General features: G+C 72.8%; 15 protein-coding genes. 7 read left to right on the forward strand and 8 right to left on the reverse strand.

The annotated features are described in order from the left end of the window. Positions 1-38 precede the first annotated feature (38 nt). The gene (locus tag BFF78_RS12170; protein WP_069778346.1) at positions 39-662 is read right to left on the reverse strand and encodes a hypothetical protein; all 624 of its coding nucleotides are present in this window, start codon (positions 660-662) and stop codon (positions 39-41) included. Positions 663-769: 107 nt separating this feature from the next. After that, entirely contained in the window at positions 770-1,708 is a 939-nt protein-coding gene (gene miaA, locus BFF78_RS12175; RefSeq protein ID WP_069778347.1) for a tRNA (adenosine(37)-N6)-dimethylallyltransferase MiaA, read from the reverse strand. Positions 1,709-1,891: 183 nt separating this feature from the next. Here miaA and BFF78_RS12180 point away from each other — a divergent pair, with 183 nt between their 5' ends. Together BFF78_RS12180 and BFF78_RS12185 are read left to right on the forward strand one after the other, a co-directional pair. Next, entirely contained in the window at positions 1,892-2,185 is a 294-nt protein-coding gene (locus tag BFF78_RS12180) for a hypothetical protein (protein WP_069778348.1), read from the forward strand. 24 nt (positions 2,186-2,209) lie between these two features. Further along, a complete protein-coding gene (locus BFF78_RS12185; protein ID WP_069778349.1) occupies positions 2,210-2,494 on the forward strand; it encodes an antitoxin in 285 nt (94 codons plus the stop codon). Positions 2,495-3,227: 733 nt separating this feature from the next. On the opposite strand, the gene BFF78_RS12190 is transcribed toward BFF78_RS12185, so the two are convergent. Together BFF78_RS12190 and miaB are read right to left on the reverse strand one after the other, a co-directional pair. After that, positions 3,228-3,941, reverse strand: a complete 714-nt coding sequence (locus BFF78_RS12190) for a class III extradiol dioxygenase subunit B-like domain-containing protein (RefSeq protein WP_069778350.1) — start codon at positions 3,939-3,941, stop codon at positions 3,228-3,230. Between the two features lie 86 nt (positions 3,942-4,027). After that, positions 4,028-5,554: a tRNA (N6-isopentenyl adenosine(37)-C2)-methylthiotransferase MiaB gene (miaB, locus tag BFF78_RS12195; protein ID WP_069778351.1), complete on the reverse strand. Its 1,527-nt coding sequence runs from the start codon at positions 5,552-5,554 to the stop codon at positions 4,028-4,030. 225 nt (positions 5,555-5,779) lie between these two features. Here miaB and BFF78_RS48195 point away from each other — a divergent pair, with 225 nt between their 5' ends. The 3 genes from BFF78_RS48195 to BFF78_RS12210 all read left to right on the forward strand — a co-directional run bounded on the left by BFF78_RS48195 (position 5,780) and on the right by BFF78_RS12210 (position 8,709). Further along, on the forward strand, positions 5,780-6,091 hold the full coding sequence (locus tag BFF78_RS48195; RefSeq protein WP_069778352.1) for a LysR family transcriptional regulator: 312 nt from the start codon (positions 5,780-5,782) through the stop codon (positions 6,089-6,091). Continuing rightward, the gene (locus tag BFF78_RS43135) at positions 6,088-6,834 is read left to right on the forward strand and encodes a LysR substrate-binding domain-containing protein (RefSeq protein ID WP_069778353.1); all 747 of its coding nucleotides are present in this window, start codon (positions 6,088-6,090) and stop codon (positions 6,832-6,834) included. The genes BFF78_RS48195 and BFF78_RS43135 overlap by 4 nt, the downstream gene beginning before the upstream one ends. A gap of 558 nt (positions 6,835-7,392) precedes the next feature. Next, on the forward strand, positions 7,393-8,709 hold the full coding sequence (locus tag BFF78_RS12210; RefSeq protein WP_159032994.1) for an MptA/MptB family glycosyltransferase: 1,317 nt from the start codon (positions 7,393-7,395) through the stop codon (positions 8,707-8,709). Between the two features lie 123 nt (positions 8,710-8,832). Here BFF78_RS12210 and BFF78_RS12215 read toward each other — a convergent pair whose 3' ends face one another. Together BFF78_RS12215 and BFF78_RS12220 are read right to left on the reverse strand one after the other, a co-directional pair. Next, complete coding sequence (locus BFF78_RS12215; RefSeq protein WP_069778355.1) at positions 8,833-9,744, reverse strand: hypothetical protein; 912 nt, start codon at positions 9,742-9,744, stop codon at positions 8,833-8,835. Next, positions 9,741-10,166, reverse strand: coding sequence for a hypothetical protein (locus BFF78_RS12220; protein ID WP_069778356.1), 426 nt, complete (start codon positions 10,164-10,166; stop codon positions 9,741-9,743). The genes BFF78_RS12215 and BFF78_RS12220 overlap by 4 nt, the downstream gene beginning before the upstream one ends. 169 nt (positions 10,167-10,335) lie before the next feature. On the opposite strand from BFF78_RS12220, the gene BFF78_RS12225 reads away from it, so the two are divergent. Then, positions 10,336-13,806, forward strand: a complete 3,471-nt coding sequence (locus BFF78_RS12225) for a CHAT domain-containing protein (protein WP_159032995.1) — start codon at positions 10,336-10,338, stop codon at positions 13,804-13,806. A 48-nt stretch (positions 13,807-13,854) separates the two neighbouring features. Here the strand turns inward: BFF78_RS12225 and BFF78_RS12230 are convergent, their stop codons facing one another. Next, on the reverse strand, positions 13,855-14,988 hold the full coding sequence (locus BFF78_RS12230) for a tetratricopeptide repeat protein (RefSeq protein WP_069778358.1): 1,134 nt from the start codon (positions 14,986-14,988) through the stop codon (positions 13,855-13,857). Positions 14,989-15,203: 215 nt separating this feature from the next. On the opposite strand from BFF78_RS12230, the gene BFF78_RS12235 reads away from it, so the two are divergent. Further along, a complete protein-coding gene (locus BFF78_RS12235; protein WP_069778359.1) occupies positions 15,204-16,073 on the forward strand; it encodes an SCO4651 family lipoprotein in 870 nt (289 codons plus the stop codon). A gap of 100 nt (positions 16,074-16,173) precedes the next feature. On the opposite strand, the gene BFF78_RS12240 is transcribed toward BFF78_RS12235, so the two are convergent. Beyond that, a complete protein-coding gene (locus tag BFF78_RS12240) occupies positions 16,174-17,394 on the reverse strand; it encodes a S53 family peptidase (protein ID WP_069778360.1) in 1,221 nt (406 codons plus the stop codon). Positions 17,395-17,541 lie beyond the last annotated feature (147 nt).

Raw genomic sequence — 17,541 nt, forward strand, 5'->3', positions numbered from 1 at the left:
GCACGTCGCACACGGCCCCGCGTCCCTGAGGGGGCGCCTCAGCGGAGCCTTGCCACGCGCCACACCGCCAGGACCGCGATCACGGCCACCAGCAGGACGTACCCGAGCACGACCCGCCAGTCCGGGCGGCGCCCCGAGCCCCGGGCCGGCAGGCCCGGCCAGGTGTAGCCCACGCGGCGGGCGGCCATCATGCCCCAGCCGGCCGCGCAGGAGCAGATCAGCAGGCCGAGCATGGCGATCACGGCGCCGCTGTCGCCGAAGTCGAAGGCGAGCGGGAAGGCGAACATCAGGGAGCCGACGGCGGACAGTGCGACGATGGGAGCGAGCTGCCAGATGCGCAGCCGGCGCTGCGGGCGCAGCTCGACCTCGACCTCCGGGCCGCTCTGGTACATCTCCTCGGGCTCCGGCCCGTCGTCGGTCACGCCGTCCGGCGTCTCGTCGGGGCCGTCGTCGGTCAGCCGGACTTCGGCGAGCGGGTCCTCGACCGGCCGCCCCTCGGTGGGACGGGCTTCGGCCGGCTGCTCGCCGCCCAGGCGGTCGCCGCCCAGGCGGTCGCCGCCCAGGCGGTCGCCGGCCGGACAGACCTCGGCCGGGTCCGGTCCGTCACCGGCGGTGGTGACGTGCTCGGCACTTTGTGCGGTGTCGCGAGGGCCGGCCTCCATCGCCACGCGCCCTCCCAACTAGGCTCCACTTGGTCGATCGAAGCTCGATGATGGCACGGCGCCGAAGGCCGCGATGACCGGCGGCGCATCCCGATGCCATGACGTGATCAGGCTGTGACCGGTCGTTCGACCAACGCCAGGGCCTGGTGCGGAAGTTCCCCCCGGTCGGCAACGGCCCCACTCAACCAGTGCACCCGGGGATCGCGTCTGAACCACGAATCCTGACGGCGCGCGAAGCGTTTGGTCGCACGGACGGTCTCGGCCCGCGCTTCCGCTTCCGTGCACTCCCCCGCGAGCGCCGCGAGCACCTGCTGGTAGCCGAGTGCGCGCGAGGCCGTGCGCCCCTCGCGCAGCCCCTGCGCCTCCAGCGCGCGCACCTCGTCCACGAGGCCCGCCTCCCACATCCGGTCGACCCGGCGTGCGATGCGCTCGTCCAGTTCGGGGCGGGCCACGTCGACGCCGATCTGGACGGTGTCGTAGACGGAGTCGTGTCCGGGCAGGTTCGCGGTGAAGGGGCGGCCGGTGATCTCGATCACTTCCAGCGCGCGGACGATACGGCGGCCGTTGCTCGGCAGGATCGCGCGGGCGGCCTCCGGGTCGGCGGCGGCCAGGCGGGCGTGCAGGGCGCCCGAGCCGCGCAGTGCCAGCTCGTCCTCCAGACGGGCCCGGACCTCGGGGTCGGTGCCGGGGAACTCCAGGTTGTCCACGGCCCCGCGGACGTACAGGCCGGAGCCGCCGACCAGGACCGGCCAGCGGCCCTCGGCGAGCAGTGCGTCGATGCGGGCGCGGGCCAGCTTCTGGTACTCGGCGACGGAGGCGGTGACCGTCACGTCCCAGATGTCCAGCAGGTGGTGCGGGATGCCGCCGCGTTCCTCCGGCGTCAGCTTGGCGGTGCCGATGTCCATCCCCTGGTACAGCTGCATGGAGTCGGCGTTGACGACCTCCCCACCGAGCTGCTGGGCGAGGAAGACGCCGAGATCGGACTTTCCGGCCGCGGTGGGTCCGACGACGGCGATGACGCGGGGGATGGAGGGTGCACTGCTCACCGCACCAGTCTCGCAAACCTCCTGGCCGTCCCCCGAACGAGTTACGTGACGGAGGGTGTCCCGGGTCGTTGCCCGTGGCGAGATGTCGCCCTCCGGTTCGCCGGAGGCGGTGACCCGGGCGGTGCAACCGTACGCACCGGGTGACGCGGGAATTCGCCCGCACGAGTACCGTATGGAGTGGATATGGGCGTTTTTGCACGACTCCTCGGCAGGTCGAAGGCGACTGCGGAGGCGTCGGCCGCCGAGGCGCAGGCCGGCGCGGAGCCGGGAGCGGCCGAGACGGAGGAAGCGGAGTCGGCGGAGGCGAAGGCGGCCGGTTCGGCTGAGGCGAAGGGCTCGGCCGGGGACGGGAGCGAGGACGTGGCGGCGCCGTCGGACGCCGGTACGGACGACGCGTCCGAGGGCTCCGGCATCCCCAAGCAGCAGTCGGCCGAGGAGGCCGCCGACAGCGAGGCCGGCGAGGGCGCCCGCAGGTAACTGTCCCGCGAGGGAAGGTGGATCATGGGTCTGAAGGACAACATGAAGGCCAAGCTCGGCCCGGCCAGGGACAAGGTCACGGATCTCGCCCGACAGCACGGGGAGAAGGTCCAGCACGGTCTCGACAAGGCCGCGAAGGTCGTGGACGAGCGGACCAAGGGCAGGTACAGCGAGCGGATCCACGCGGGTACCGACAAGGCCAAGGACGCGATGGACCGTCTCGCGCACAAGGAGGGTCCCGGTCGGGACACGGCCACCGGCGGTCCAACGGCTCCCACCCGGCCGGAGGGCCCGCCACCGGCTTCCTGAGTCTCCTCAGGCGGCATGCGGATAGCGGACGGTCGTGGAGCCCAGCGGCTCCCGGCCGTCCGCCGTTTGCGCGGGCGCGTAGCGGTGTGCGCGGGCGTGCAGTCGCGTGTGGGGGCGTGCGAGTCCCTTCCGGCGCGGGCACGCAGCGACGTGCGCGGGCGCGCGAGCCCCGGCCGTCCCGGGCACGCAGCCGACTGCGCGGGCGCGCGAGCCCCGGCCGTCCCGGGCACGCAGCCGACTGCGCGGGCGCGCGAGCCCCGGCCGTCCCGGGCATGCAGCCGGTTACGCAGGCGCGCGAACCCCCGCCGTCGCGAGCACACAGCCGATTGCGCAGGCACACGAACCCCGGCCGTCCTGGGCGCGCAGCCGGTTACGCAGGCACACGAACCCCGGCCGTCGCGAGCACACAGCCGACTGCGCAGGCACACGAACCCCCGCCGTCCCCGGCACGCAGCCAGTTACGCAGGCGCACGAACCCCGGCCATCGCGAGCACACAGCCGACTGCGCAGGCACACGAACCTCGGCCATCGCCGGCACGCAGCCGATTGCGCAGGCACACGAACCCCCGCCGTCCCGGCACACACCCGACTACGCAGGCACACGAACCCCCGCCGTCCCGGCACACACCCGACTACGCAGGCACACGAACCCCCGCCGTCCCCGGCACGCAGCCGACTGCGCAGGCACGCGAACCCCCGCCGTCGCGGGCGCGCGGGCGCGAGTCCCGGATGTCTAGGACCAGGTCGCGACCAGGTATCCCACCCCGTAGGGCGCGTCCTCGTACAGCAGCGCGCCGCTGAGGTCCGTGTCCTCGGCCGCGCCGGCCAGGATCTGCCAGGGGGCCCGGCCCGAGGCCTTCAGCTCGTACGCCAGCTCGGCGTCCAGCGCCTCGACGGCCGCCACGTCGGCCGCGCCCAGGGCCCGCGCGACCTCCGCGTCGAAGGGTGCCGCCCGCTCGTCCAGGTAGCCCGGCGCCTTGACCGTGCGGCATGCGCTGGCATCTCCCATCACCAGCAGCGCCACCCGCCCGGCCCGGGCGGCGAGCTCCCTGCCGGCTTCGATGCACAGCTCGGGCGCGAGCGGTTCCCCCACGCCGAGTCCCTCGATCGGGGCATCCGCCCAGCCGGTCCGCTCCAGCAGCCAGGCGCCTACGGCCAGCGACGGGGGCAGCTCGCGCCCGGCCGCGGTGTCCGTGGCGGGGCCCAGGCGTACGTCCACGTCGACACCGAATCCGCGGAAGGATCCCGGACTTCCCTGCGGAAACGATCCGCGTCCGCTCTGCTCGGCCGGCCCGACGACCACCAGGAGGTCCGGGCGGGCGGCGGCGAGCACCCCGAGCGCGTCGGTGCAGGCCGCGCGGGCGGCGTCCATCTCGGGCGCGGCGCCCGCGGCGACCTCGGGTACGAGCAGCGGAGGGCACGGACAGACTGCGGCGGCGACAAGCATGATCGGCAGGGTAACCCCACGGCAGGGCCCCGTGTCAGTCCTCGATCAGCGCGTCAGCGAGGTCATGGCCGGGCCGTGGCAGGCCCTCAGTCGCAGCCGCACCCGCTCGTCGCGACCGGCAGCGGGGCCGGTACGCCGATCTTCGGCAGGCCGAGCATGACGCCCGCCGGCTCCGCGGCCTCGGCGGCGTTGCGCTTCTCCCAGGCGTCCCCCGCGCGCGTGCGGCGCACGGCGAGGACGGGGCCCTCGGCGAGGAGGTGGTGCGGGGCGGCGTACGTCACCTCGACGGTGACCACGTCGCCGGGGCGGACCTCCTGCTCCGGCTTGGTGAAGTGGACGAGCCGGTTGTCGGGGGCGCGGCCGGAGAGCCGGTGCGTGGCGCCGTCCTTGCGGCCCTCGCCCTCGGCGACCATCAGTTCCAGCGTGCGGCCGACCTGCTTCTTGTTCTCCTCCCAGGAGATCTCCTCCTGGAGGGCGACGAGCCGCTCGTAGCGCGCCTGGACGATCTCCTTGGGGATCTGGTCGTCCATGGTCGCGGCCGGGGTGCCCGGGCGCTTGGAGTACTGGAAGGTGAAGGCCTGCGCGAAGCGTGCCTCACGGACGACGTGCAGGGTCTGCTCGAAGTCCGCCTCGGTCTCGCCGGGGAAGCCCACGATGATGTCGGTGGTGATCGCGGCGTGCGGGATGGCGGCGCGCACCTTCTCGATGATCCCGAGGTAGCGATCCTGCCGGTAGGAGCGGCGCATCGCCTTCAGCACGGTGTCCGAGCCGGACTGCAGCGGCATGTGCAGCTGCGGCATCACGTTCGGGGTCTCGGCCATGGCGGCGATGACGTCGTCGGTGAAGTCGCGCGGGTGCGGGGAGGTGAAGCGGACCCGCTCCAGGCCCTCGATGTTCCCGCAGGCGCGCAGCAGCTTGCTGAAGGCTTCGCGGTCGCCGATGTCGGAGCCGTAGGCGTTGACGTTCTGACCGAGCAGCGTGATCTCGGAGACGCCCTCGGCGACCAGCGCCTCCACCTCGGCGAGGATGTCGCCGGGCCGGCGGTCCTTCTCCTTGCCGCGCAGGGCCGGGACGATACAGAAGGTGCAGGTGTTGTTGCAGCCGACGGAGATCGACACCCAGGCCGCGTAGGCGCTCTCGCGCCGGGTCGGCAGGGTGGACGGGAAGGCCTCCAGCGACTCGGCGATCTCGACCTGCGCCTCCTCCTGCACGCGGGCGCGCTCCAGCAGGACGGGGAGCTTGCCGATGTTGTGCGTGCCGAAGACGACGTCCACCCAGGGCGCCTTCTTCACGATGGTGTCGCGGTCCTTCTGCGCGAGGCAGCCGCCGACCGCGATCTGCATGCCGGGCCGCGAGGCCTTCCTCGGCGCGAGCCGGCCGAGGTTGCCGTACAGCCGGTTGTCGGCGTTCTCCCGCACGGCGCAGGTGTTGAACACGACCACGTCCGCGTCCCCGTCCGACCCCTCGGGGGCCCGCACGTACCCGGCGTCTTCGAGCAGGCCGGCCAACCGCTCGGAATCGTGGACGTTCATCTGGCACCCGTAGGTGCGCACTTCATACGTCTTTGGTGCTTGAACGTCCACGGCGGGGCTCCGGTCGCTGCTGCTGGTCATGAGTCAAGGGTAGGCGGTCTCCCGGAGCCCCCGGCCCAGTGCTTCCGGGGACGGGCACCTGGTGGAAGCCCGCAGCCGGGAGGAGACCGCCTGGCCGGGCGGTGGGGTGGTCCCGCCCGCAGCCTCCGCACCCAGGAAGGCCGGCGGGGCGGGTGCCGGGGAGCCTCGCTTTTCGCGGGCATGACACACAATCCGTGGGGACGGAAGCCACGAGACGGGGGACCGTTGGAACGGTACGAGATCGAGACATTCCTGACTTTGGCCGAAGACCTCCACTTTCGCATCGGCGGTGTGCTGTTCGAGCGCAGTAGCCGGCGCGTCGCCCTCACTCCGGTCGGCCGTCGGCTTCGCGATGACCTGCTGCCCGCGTACGTGCAGATCCAGCGGGCTTTCAGCACTGCGACGGCGACCTGTGAGGGCATCAGCGGGGTGCTGCGTGTCGGCTTCACCGCCCCTTGGTCCGGTGAGCTCATCCTGCGGGCCGCGGTGGCTTCTCCACCCGCCACCCCCGTTGCGCCGTCGAGCTTCAGGAAGTGACGTACAACACCGCCATCGCGGTACTGCGGCAGGAGGACGTCGACCTGCTGGTCGCCGAGCCGCCCGTCGAGGAGTCCGACGTCACCGTGGGCCCCGTCCTGTTCTCCGAACGCCGTGCCTTCGTGGTTCCCGCGGCCCACCCTCTGGCGGCACGGGAAACGGTGGCACTGGAAGACTTCGCCGTCCTGCCACTGATCGCGCCGGTAGGCGTGTCCCGAACATTGCGTGAGGCACACTTCCCGCGCCGCACACCCGAGGGCCGCCCCATCGAGCACGGCCCGAGCGCCGTCGGGTGGCACGAGATGCTGTTGCTGGTCGGAGCGGGCAAAGGGGCAACGGTGGCCACCGTCAGGGCGGGGGTCTACCACGCCCGGCCGGACATCGCCTACGTCCCGTTCGACGACGCGTCGCCCGTCGACTACGCGCTGATGTGGCGGGATGCGGGCGAATCGGCCGCGCTTCAGGCATTCGTCCGAACCCGTCCTCGAATTCGCCCCCGGCCGATCAGCCGGCCCTTAGAACGCCCGGCTCCTGCTGCGCCGTCAGGTGACATCCGGCACCAGCCGGTCCCGCCGCCCCGCGTCCCGGCAGCAAGGCCCGCAGCGAGCCTCACGCCCGCCCGCCCCGCGGCAGCGTCAGCGTCGCACCGGCCGTCAAGACCAGCCCGGCCGCCGCGAACAGCATGCAGGTCCGCCGCGGTCTCGCCGACCGTCGTGCACAGCGCCTTGATGATCCAGAAGTAGACGGTGACCTCGGGCACCTTGGTCCGGCGGGGCCGGTGACGCGCACGGGGCGTCTGGCCGGCCTCCGGAAACACCCGGCTCTCCGACGTTTCATGGGTCACGTCGTCCGACCGTGCCAGCAGGCACCTGAACGCATCCTGACTGCCGGCGCGCTTCACCCGCCCCGTCCGTCCGGTACGAGCACCATGACGGCTCTCCGTCCCTCCCCTGCCCATGCGACGGAAGACCGGGCCGTGCCGTGCTGCTGTCGTACGCCTGCATCGACCCCGCAGCACGCCGCTGCCACCTGCACGGCAAAGAAATGGGCCCTCGGGAGTCGTGCACCGGGTTGCATGGTGCACGGGAGCACGTGGCAGACTCGGCGGCACGCTACCGTCCACACGGTCGCAAACCTCATTCGGGACCGTAGACGTCGAGGGGAAGGAACCCAACTCAGCGGCGACCGTGCCGTACTGGATGCACGACTCACGGCAGTCCTCGCCACGAGCTGAAGCAACACCCCGGAGAATGGCCTTGACGACCAACCGCAATGAGTGGCCTTTGCGTCTCGCGGGCCCGATGCGGAGAAGTCCCTCGCGGACGCTCATGGTCGTCGACCGGCCGACGCCGCGCCCGGCGGTGTGGATGGCCGGGGCCGGTATCGCGCTGTTCGCTCTGGTCGGCGCGAGCGCGCCCAATCACAACACGCTCAGGGCACCGGTCACCTGGCTCCGGCTGCCTGCCATGCCCGGCCACGTCTCCCAGACCGTCACGATCGCGGCCATCGTGCTGTCGTGCTGCGGCGTGCTGGGCATGCTCAGGGCTCATGAGCGGGGCTGGAGACCCGATGCCCGGCTCCTGTTCCGGCTCGGCGCGCTGACCGCGTTCGCCGTCGCCAACCTCACCCCGGTCGGCTCCTCCGACACGGCCAGCTACGCCGCGTACGGCCGTATCGCCGCGCTCGGCGGTGACCCGTACGTGACGACTCCCGCCCGGCTGGGCGGCGCGTACGCCCACCTGGTGAGCGAGGCGTGGCGGAACACACCTTCCGTGTACGGGCCGGTGGCGACGTGGTGGCAGGGCGCCGCGGCGTTCATCGGCCAGGAGCGGCCGTGGCTGACCATATGGGCGCTGATGCTCGCGAACGCCGCCGTCTTCGTGGGTACCGGGTACCTGTTGCTGCGTACCGCCGACGATCCGGTCCGCGCGGGCCTGCTGTGGAGCGTCAACCCGCTGCTGATCGGCGTGCTGGTCGCGGGCGGGCACCTCGACACCCTCGTCGCGGGCCTGGCCGTCTGCGCGATCCACCTCGCCCGCAGGACCACCCGGTGGCCCCACGACCTGATCGTGGGAGGGCTGGTCGGCCTCGCCTGCGGCGTGAAGATCAGTGCCTGCCTGTTCGGTGTCGGGCTGGCCTGGCCGCTGTTGCGCTCGGGCACCTGGCGACCGGCCGCCCGGCAGGCAGGCGCGGCCGCGCTGACCCTGGCCGCGCTCTACGGAGCCTACGGCGCGCACGCGTTCCTCCCGCTCTCCGCGGCCTCCCGACTGGTCTCGGCACCCTCCTTGTGGGCGGTCTTCGATCAGTGCGGTACCGCGGTCCTGGGCCCTCGCGCGGCTGCGGCGATCGTCAGTGTGCTGTGGCCGGTTGTGATGCTCGCGCTGGCGTGGGCGCTCCGCCGCCGCGCCGCTCCGGATGTCCCCGCTGTCGGTGCCCTGCCGTTCGCGCTGGCCTTCGCGTGGGTCCTCGCGGCACCGTGGTCGATGCCGTGGTACACCGCTCTCGCCTGGGCTTTGGCGGCCCTGTTCAGCCAGGGCCGCCCGACTCGATACCTCACCGTGGCCACCGCCGTCCTGGCCCTGTCCCACAACAGCGGGGGCCACGGCTGGACATGGTGAGAGACACCGCTCGCCCGACGGCAACGCCGTACTGCTCAAGCCGGAGCTGCGGACCATCGTGCCGGGCGGCGTGGGCACCGCCGCGGACATCGCTCCGAAGGTGCTCGGCCCGCTGGGCGGGCTTCAGTACCCCTTGCGCAGAATCCGGGTCACCGCCTCACCGTCGGCAGGGCCGAAGGGACCCTCGACCGGGTGGCCGAGGGACTTGGCCAGCGCGGCGGCGTGCAGGTCGACGGTGGACTCCACGAGTTGGGCGAGGTGTTCCATGGCGGTGCGGCCTCGCCACCAGCCGAGCGCCAGACCGCCGGCGCCGATCAGGGCGGCGGGCCACCACCGCGGGCCGAGGGCGAGCCAGAGGCCGCCCCAGGCAGCCGTACGGGCGGCGGCGGTGAGCCCTGCCTGCGCCTGGGTGAGAGGCGCCCGGACCTCTTCCGGCAGGGTCAGCCAGAGCCGGGGCCAGACGGTGGCCAGGTCGAGGTCGTAGGCGGTACGGATGTGTTCGTCGACGGCCACCATTCGGTCACCCGTCCAGGTGGGCAGCCGCGGCCTGATCAGCGCGATGCGGTCGCGGACGGCGGCCAGCGAGGCGGTGTCCGGCAACACGGGGGTCGCGGACGGCGACGGATGCACACCGCGCAGCCGGCGGGCCTTCTCCCGCAGCGCCGCCTCGTACCGGGCGGCGGCCTGGTCCCAGCGGCGTTGCCGCCGGCGCACCAGCGGTCCTCCGCACCGGCCCCAGGTGCCCGTCCAGAGTCGTACGACGAGCTGACCCAGCGCCTGGGCGGCAGCGGAGGCGGCGGCGGCCAGGACCACGGCGGCCAGCGCCATCAGCAGGACGGCGCCGTTGCTGTGCGCGGCCGGAGTGACCGCGAACCGGTCGATACCGGAACGCACCAGCCCCACGTCCGCCCAGTGCCGCTGACCGAGCCGGGCCGTGACGGCGGCGCCGCAGACGAACACCACCCCCGGCAGCACGAGTGTCGCCAGCCACCGTTCGGCGAGCTTGCCGCCCAGGGAGGCAACCCACGCGGTCACCGCTCCCGGTCCATCCGGAAGCGTGGCAGCGGGCACGCCCACACCGCGCACAGCGGGGCCCGCGGCGGGCCGGGCCGGGGGATCTCCACCCGGTCGCAGAGGTCACCGGGGCAGACGTACACCTCCTCCAGCGGACGTCCGGGGCCGAGGCCGGGCAGCGGCTGGTACCCGCCGGCCGGCAGCTCGCCGCGGGCGACGGCGCCGGGGCCGACCAGCCCGTGTTGCCGCAGCAGTTCCTCCAGCTCGGCCAGGGCCGTGCGGACCTGGTGCTCCGACGCGTCGGGGCTGCGCAGCCGCTCGAGCACCGGTGTGAACTCGGGGCCGACGAGCTCCTCGGCCTCGGCCAGGTCCTCGCACATCCGGGAAAGCCGGGCGGATGTCGCGGCGGTGACCCGGACCCGGGCCTGCTCCCGGTGGCTCATGCCGGCCTCCCCCTCCTTCGGCCGCCGCCGGCATCCGTGAGGGCGGGGCGGGGCGCATCGGTCGCTCGTATCGTCAGAGTAGAGGGCGAGTTGCCCGCCAGGGGAGGACGGGGGCGATGTGTTGAAGAGGTACGACTTCCTGACGGTGAGGACGTGCCACGCCGAGGGCGTGCGCCTGTTACAGGAGTGTCAACGGAACTACGACGAGGGCCGGTTGGACCGCGCCGAGACACTGCTGCGCGTGGCCCACGACCACGGCCCCGCGGCGCTCCGGGCCTCGGTGCTGCAGAACCTCGGCATCGTCGCCCTGATCCGCTGGTACCGCACCTCGCAGACGCGCCATCTCGACCAGGCCGTGCCGCTGTTCCGGGCGGCCCTGAACGGCTCCGGTGGCGACCCGGACGCGGTGCTGCCCTGCCTCGACGGCCTGGCCCGGGCGCTGCGCCACTACGCCCGGGCCCCGGAACTCGACGAGTGCGTGGAGGTCTACCGCCTGTTGGTGGCGCGCAGCACGGACGCCGACCCCGCTCACGTCTCCCTTCTTCGCCGCGCCGCCGAGGCGTTGCACGCGCGGTATCAACTCACGGCGGAACGTGCTGACTTGACCGACGCACTGGGGCTGTACCGACGGGTGGCGGAGCTGCTGCCGGACGGCGATCCCGGCCGCCTCGAGGCGCTGCGGATGAGGGCCGCCGGCCTCGGCCGACTGTGCGCGGCCGAGCCGGAGGAGGCACCGGCCGAGGAGGCGCTCGCGGCCTGGCGCGCCGCGCTCGCCGGCCACCCGGAGGGTCATCGTGACCGCCCGGCCTGCCAGTTCGAGTTGGGCCGCGCCCTGTTCCAGCGGTATGAGCGACGTCTGCAGCCGGAGGACCTGGACGAGGCGGTGATCCTGCTGCACGCCGCATGCCGAGCCACCGGGCAGAGCGCCGAGGATGTCGTCACCCAAGTGGTCGAGCTCTGCGACGCGCTGGTGACCCGGGCCCGGCTGACCGGCCTGTCCGGTGACCTCGACACCGCACTGTCTGCGCTGCACCACGCGGCACTGAGGATCGAGCGTGAGGACCCCAACCATGTCGCACTCATGGTGAAGACGTCGCACGCTCTGCTGACGAAATACCACCTCACCGGCGGGCAGGACGTCCTCGACGAGGCGATCGAGCAGGGCCACCGGGGACTCGACGCGGCACTCGCCCACCACCCCGGCGGCAATCCGGCGTTCGTCCAGCTCCCTGGCAACGTCGCCGCCGGGCACGTAGTCCTCGGCAACGCCCTGCGCGAGCGATACGAACTGGCGGCCGAGCCCGCCGACCTCGACGAGGCGATCGCTCTGCTGCAGTATGCCGCGGAACATGCCGCGGGCCACAACCGTGCGGCCGCGGCGGCGGATCTCGCCAGTTGTCTGCTCCTACGGTCCGACAACACCCGGCACACCGGCGATGTCCACCGTGCCGTCGACGTCCTGGAGGCAGCGCGGTCCGCGCTGGATCCACGGACCCAGAGTGAGAAACGGGTACTTCTGTCCGCCCGCAGCGGCAACGTGCTGATGCACCTGTTCGAACGCACGAAGGACCGCGAAGTCCTCCGCCGGGCGGGCGAGGCGTACCAGAGCGCCCTCGACGCTCTGCACCCGCGCGACCCGGCCTACCCGCCTGCGCTGGCCAGCCTGGCGAACGTGTCGCTGACCGTCCACGAGAACACCGGTGATCTTCCGTCGCTGGACTACGCGGTGGGCTGCTACCGGCAGGCCCTGGCTCTGTGTCCACCGAACGACGACGACCACCGGCTGTACGTCGACAGCCTCGGCTACGCCCTGCGCAAGCGGTACGACGCCCTCGGCGACCTCGCCGACCTGCGCGAGTGCATCGAGCTGCTGCGGGAGGCCACCGCCGCCTTTCCGCCGCAGCATCCCGGTCAGATGCCGACCCGGTACTCCCTCGTCCAGGCGCTGCGCGCCGAGCATCTGCACACCGGCGATCTCGACCTGGTGCGCCAGGCCGCCGAGGTGGCCCTGGCCGGCTCGCGGGTCGGGACCGCCCCGGTCAGCCGCCGTATCCAGGCCCTGGACGTCCTGGGGCACTCCCGGGCGACCCTCGGTGACTGGCGGGCGGCGACCGACGCGCTGGCCGACGCGGTCGCGCTCTTGCCCCGGCTGGCCTCTCGCAACCGGCTGCGCATGGACCAGCACCACGATCTGGCCGGTATGGCGGGAACGGCCATGTCGGCGGCGGCGTGCGCGCTCCAGGCCGGCCGGCCCGAGCGCGCGCTCGAACTGCTGGAACAGGGCCGGGGCGTGCTGCTGCGCCGCAGGCTCACCGCCCGCGGCGGACTCGCGCCGCTGTGGGCCGCCGACCCGGAGCTGGCCCGCGCCTACACGAGGCTGCGCCGGGAGTCCGACGCGCCGGAGCCGGACGCCCGCACCGGGCCGGGCCTCGGCGCGGGGGAACCGTCCTGGGCGCCGGACCCGGCACGCGACCGCGAGGCGGAGTGGGCCCGCCTGCTGGACCGCATCCGCGCGCTGCCGGGGTTCGGGGACTTCCTGCGGCCCGTCGGCGCCCGGGAGTTGCTCGCCGGTGCCGGCATGGACACGGTCGTGATGATCGTGCCGACGAAGTACCGGTGCGACGCGCTCGTTCTGCGTCGGGGGCGGCTTGAGGTGCTACCGCTGCCGGAGCTGACGCTGGAGGAGGCGTCCGGCAACGCCGTCTCGCTGCAGACCGCCACGGCCGAGGCGCACGATCCCGGCGTCGGGGCACGTCGGCGGATGGCCGCCCAGCAGACCGTCCGGGAGGTGCTGGACTGGTTGTGGCGGACCACCGTCCGCCCGGTCCTGGACCGGCTCGGCCATCACGCCCCGCCGGTGGGGGGCGATCCGTGGCCGCGGCTGTGGTGGTGTCCCACCGGGCCGATGGCGTTCTTCCCGCTGCATGCCGCGGGCGCCGGGGACGACAGCGGTGACGGCCGGGAGGCCGGCGAGTCGGCGCTGGACCGGGTCGTGTCCTCGTACACCCCGACCGTCGAGGCGCTGATGCGGGTCCGGTCACGGACACCGGTCGCCGCGGTGCGGGCCAGGGCGTGTGTGGTGGCGATGGGCAGCACGCCCGGCGGGTACGGAGAGCTGCCCTCCGCGGTACGGGAGGCGCGCGTCGCGGCGGGCGCGCTCCCCGACGCGCGAATCGAGGCCGACGAGGCGGCGACGCGCGACCGGGTGCTCGCCACGCTCGCGGGCGCCACGCACGCCCACTTCGTCTGCCACGCCGTCAGCGACCCGGACGCCCCCGCGGCCGCCCGGCTGCTCACCCACGACCACGCCGACAGCCCGCTCACCGTCGCGGACATCTCGGCCCTCGGCCTGGAGCAGGCGGAACTGGCGTACCTCTCCGCCTGCTCCACGACCCGTGGCAGCCTCCTACTCGCCGACGAGGCCGTGCACATCACCGGAGCCTTCCTGCTGGCCGGCTTCCGGCACGTCGTCGGCACGCTGTGGGAGACCGACGACGCCGCCGCGCTGGAGATCGCCCGGCGCTTCTACGCCGCGGCCGGATCGCCGCCGTACGCACTGCACACGGCGGTCCGGGCGCTGCGCGACCGCTACCGACGCACGCCCACTCTGTGGGCCGCGCACGTCCACACGGGGGCGTGACGGGGCGACGGCCGTACTGTGCCCGGCAGTTGGGCCGCCGTCGCCCCGTCAGCCGCCGTTGCGGAGCCGCGCCAGGAGGGTGCGGGCGTGTTCGGTGCCCGGGTGGCCGGGGCCCAGCGTGCGCTCACGGCCGGCCAGACAGGCACGGGCCTCCCGCTCGGCGCGGGGGTGGTCCCCGGCGGCGGCCAGGACCTGCGCGAAGACCTCGCGCGCGTCGAGGGTGTCCGGGCGGTCGGCCCCGAGCATCCGTTCGTAGCGGGTGACCACCTCGTCCCTGGTGCGGACGGCCTCGCGGGTCCGCCCGCAGTGGTGGAGCGCGTCGGCGAGTGTGCGACGCGCGTGCAGCGTGGTCACGTGGTCCGCGCCCAGCGCCTGTTCAGCTTCCTCGACCAGCGGTTTCGTCTTGCTGAGGGCCTCTTTGGCACGGCCGAGTTCGATCAGTACGAGGGCGTGGTTGCTGCGGGCCTGGAGGGCGCGCGGGGAGGTGCGCCCGTCGGCCCGCTCGAATCCGGCCGCCACGGTGGCGCAGACCTGCTCGGCATCGTCCAACCGCCCCTGCGAACGCAGTACACCAACCAGGTTCATCCGGCTGAGCAGGGTGTCCGACGCGTCCTCGCCCAACGTCCGTGCCATGCCGTCGATGATCCTTCGGTGCAGCTGTTCCGCCTCCTGCAGCAGGCCGAGGCGGTGGAGGGTGTCGCCGAGGTTCATCCCGCTGGACAGCGTCTCGCGGTGGTCGGCTCCCAGCACCCTGCACCGCTTGTCGTAGACGGCCCGCTGCACCGGCTCGGCGTCGGCGTACAGGCCCTGGGTGGCCAGCGCGAATCCGAGGCTGTGCTCACTGGCGAGGGTGTCGGGGTGGTCCGGGCCGAGCGAGGCCCGTCTGGCGGCGACGATCTGACGGTAGGTCGTGACCGCTTCCGCGACCTCGTTGTGCTCCAGCAGAAGCCGGGCATACCTGGTGCCCGTCCGCAAGGTCCTCGGATCGGTGATGCCGTACTCGTCCGCTTCGTGGCTGTACTTCACCCCCCAGCTCATCACGGGTCCCAGGGTCACGTTGATGACGAACCTGCCGTCCTCGTCCGTCGTCGATGTCATCGTGAACGGCTCGTCGGCCTCGTCGCGTCCGCGCTCCGGGCGCCCGCTTCTGCGCCCGACCCGCTTCCACCAGCGGTCGTCCATGGCTGCTCCCCGGCCTTCCACCGCATCGGTCTCCTCCGGGTGGACGAGCCCGCACCGACTCCCGGTTCCCGTGAGTCGGCCACCTCGCCGAACGCCTCTCCGAGTTCGCCCGACCCCGCAGCCGGCATGGCCGGATCCATACGCTACTCTGCGCCCACTATTCGAACATCCGAGTCATCGGACACGAGAAAACGGGGGGTCGTGCCATGCGTGGCATGCGGTTCCGTACGGTTCTGGCGGTCACGGCCGCCACGGCGACTCTGGGCACGGTCTCCGCCTGCGGCGGTAAATCCATGTCTGCGACGGGCCACCACGCCTCCCCCTCGCCGTCGACGGTGGCCGTCTCACCGGTGGCCTACCTGCTCCAGGTGGAGAGCGCCACGGCCAAGGTCCATTCGGCCAAGGTCGACCAGACGGTCACGGTGGGCACCCTGCACCAGATGCGCCTCGTCGGGGAGCACGACTGGGCCAACGGTCTGCAGGGCAACGTCACGCTGACGGTGAAGTCCTCCGCCCCTACACCGGCCCCCGCGATGCAGATGAAGATCCGCAGCGACGCCATGTACCTGAAGGTGCCCGCTCAGAAGCTGGCCAGTGTGGGCGGCAAGCACTGGATCAAGGAGCCGCTCGCCCTCCTCGCCGCGCAAGGTGCCGCCGGCAAGGCCGGGACCGACCAGCTGAAGCAGGCGAATCCCGCCATGGCCGTACGGATGCTGATCGCCGGCGGCGACCTGCGCAAGGTGGGCCGGGAGACGATACGCGGGGCTGCCACCACCCATTACACGGGCACGTTGGACATGACCAAGGTGATCGCCAGCAAGCAGGGCCTGACGCCTGATGACGTGAAGTTCCTCAAGAAGCGGCTCGCCGCGTCGGGTGCTACGGACGACCACGTCGACCTCTGGGTCAACAGCGAGAACCTGCCGGTGGAGACGCAGGAGCAGATGCAGACGGACGCCGCCGAGGTCACCTCCACCACCTACTTCTCGGATTACGGCGTCTCGGTCGATCTGTCCGTCCCCGATGCGTCGGACTCCTTCACTCTCCACGCGGTGACCGGCGGCAACCGGACCGGCGCGGCCTGAGCCGCCTCCGGCCGGTGGCGGAGGACCGGGAGCGCCGCGGCAAGGCGGCCCGGCGGTCCTCCGCCCGGTGCGTGCGGCCGAGCGGCCCGGCCCTGAGAGGTCAGCCGGTGAACGCGGCGGTGCCGTTCGGTGTGCCGAGTCCGGACGGGCCGTCGTAGCCGGTGGTGCCGGTGCACAGGTACGAGCCGCCGCAGCTGCCGTTGGAGCCGCTGGTGACGTCGTACAGCGCCGAGGTGTGCGCGTACGGGAAGGACGCCGGGTAGGAGCCGGAGGACGGGGCGCCGGCCAGCGCGTAGACCGCCGCGATCAGCGGGGAGGAGGCGCTGGTGCCGCCGAAGACCATCCAGCCGCTGCCCTGGCCGTAGGTGTCGTACACCGCGACGCCGGTGTTGGGGTCGGCGACCGCCGAGACGTCCGCGACCGTGCGGTTCGCGCAGCCGAAGTCCTGCTGCCAGCTGGGCTTGGCGTCGTACGCGGAGCAGCCGGAGCCGGCCCCGCTCCACACCGTGTCGGTCCAGCCGCGCGCGTTGGAAGCCGTCCTCAGGGACGTACCGCCCACCGCCGTCACGTACTTGGAGGCCGCCGGGTACTCGGCGCCGTAGCCGCCGTCGCCGGAGGAGACGGTGATGGCGACGCCCGGATGGTTGAAGTACGCGGAGTCGTACGACGCATCGCTGGCGGACTCGGAGCCGCCGTAGCTGTTGGAGACGTACTTCGCGCCCAGGCCGACAGCGGTGTTCACGGCCGTGCCCAGGTTGGTCATGCTGGACGAACTCGCCTCCACCAGCAGGATCCTGCAGTTGGGGCAGGCCGCGCTGACCATGTCGAGGTCGAGGGAGATCTCCTCGGCCCAGCCGGAGTTGGCGCGCGGGTACTTGGTGCCGCCGCTCTGGTTGACCTTCTTGAAACAGCCGTTCGCCGTGGTGCAGGCGGACAGGCCGTACTGCGAGCGGTAGACGGCGAGGTCGGACTCGGCGTTCGGGTCGTCGTAGGCGTCGACGATCGCCACGGTCCGGCCGGAACCACCGCTGGCGGACGGCAGGTTGTACGCCGACTGGAGCGAGGCGGGGCCGTAGCCGGAGGGAGCGGCGGCGGCCGTCAGAGCGCTCTCGGCGTGCGCCGAGGCGGGGGTGCCCGCGGTGACCTGCAAGGCGTTGCAGGCCATCTCGTCCTTCTTCGCCGGGGCGGCGCAGGCGTGCGCGACGGTGACGCCGTGGGACGGGGAGGCGGTGGCCTGGGCGGCCTGGCCGACGGGGGCGGCCAGGGCGAGGGCGGCCGTGGCGAGTGTGGCCACGGCGGTGAGGGAAACGGTTCTGCGCAACGTACGTCCTCCACATGGTGGGTGTACCGGGAAGGGCTGTGGGGGGTGCGCGGTACGGCCTCGGCGCGGGGTGTGCGCCGGGGCCGCGCAGAACCTACGGATGTCGGGGCCACGACAACAAGACGGATGTTGAAGCGGGAACGTTTC

This window comes from Streptomyces fodineus (assembly GCF_001735805.1).
GTDB lineage: Bacteria > Actinomycetota > Actinomycetes > Streptomycetales > Streptomycetaceae > Streptomyces > Streptomyces fodineus.

Coding starts and splice junctions, on each gene's coding strand:
- BFF78_RS12190 (WP_069778350.1), bottom strand. CDS start 3,941: ATGCTTGTCGCCGCCGCAGTCTGTCCGTGCCCTCCGCTGCTCGTACCC.
- BFF78_RS12170 (WP_069778346.1), bottom strand. CDS start 662: ATGGAGGCCGGCCCTCGCGACACCGCACAAAGTGCCGAGCACGTCACC.
- BFF78_RS12220 (WP_069778356.1), bottom strand. CDS start 10,166: ATGAGCCACCGGGAGCAGGCCCGGGTCCGGGTCACCGCCGCGACATCC.
- BFF78_RS12180 (WP_069778348.1), top strand. CDS start 1,892: ATGGGCGTTTTTGCACGACTCCTCGGCAGGTCGAAGGCGACTGCGGAG.
- BFF78_RS12235 (WP_069778359.1), top strand. CDS start 15,204: ATGCGGTTCCGTACGGTTCTGGCGGTCACGGCCGCCACGGCGACTCTG.
- BFF78_RS12230 (WP_069778358.1), bottom strand. CDS start 14,988: ATGGACGACCGCTGGTGGAAGCGGGTCGGGCGCAGAAGCGGGCGCCCG.
- BFF78_RS12185 (WP_069778349.1), top strand. CDS start 2,210: ATGGGTCTGAAGGACAACATGAAGGCCAAGCTCGGCCCGGCCAGGGAC.
- BFF78_RS12210 (WP_159032994.1), top strand. CDS start 7,393: ATGCGGAGAAGTCCCTCGCGGACGCTCATGGTCGTCGACCGGCCGACG.
- miaB (WP_069778351.1), bottom strand. CDS start 5,554: ATGACCAGCAGCAGCGACCGGAGCCCCGCCGTGGACGTTCAAGCACCA.